Source organism: Dyella sp. ASV21 (genome assembly GCF_016428975.1).
Lineage (GTDB): Bacteria > Pseudomonadota > Gammaproteobacteria > Xanthomonadales > Rhodanobacteraceae > Dyella.
In genome coordinates this window covers 1-341 of sequence record NZ_JAELTT010000287.1, presented here as the reverse complement: position 1 = coordinate 341, position 341 = coordinate 1, and the positions used below count along the sequence as shown (strand labels likewise).

Here is a 341-nt window from a genome sequence, read left to right as displayed (position 1 = left end):
CGGACAACGGCGCTGAATTCACTGCGACCAAGGTGATGCGCTGGTTGCGCGACGCCGCCATCGGACCCGCCTTCATTGCGCCGGGTAGCCCGTGGCAGAACGGCTTCGTCGAGAGTTTCAACGGCAAGTTGCGCGACGAATTGCTCAACCGTGAATGGTTCCGCAGCCGTGCAGAAGCCAGGGTGCTCATCGAACGATGGCGGCGGTTTTACAACGAGCAGCGACCGCACAGCTCGCATGGCTATAAGCCGCCGGCCACCATCCGGCGAAACTGGTCCCAACCCGATATCATCCCCGCTGAACTCACTGCCTGATTGGACACAAAGTTCGTACGCAGGTCA

The 341-nt window shown here is 60.7% G+C and carries 1 protein-coding gene; it reads left to right on the top strand.

Translation table 11 applies throughout. From position 1 onward, the window contains the following. Positions 1-314: integrase core domain-containing protein (locus JHD67_RS21715; RefSeq protein ID WP_199101203.1), on the top strand; the 314-nt coding region annotated here is incomplete at its 5' end. Between the last annotated feature and the right edge of the window lie 27 nt (positions 315-341).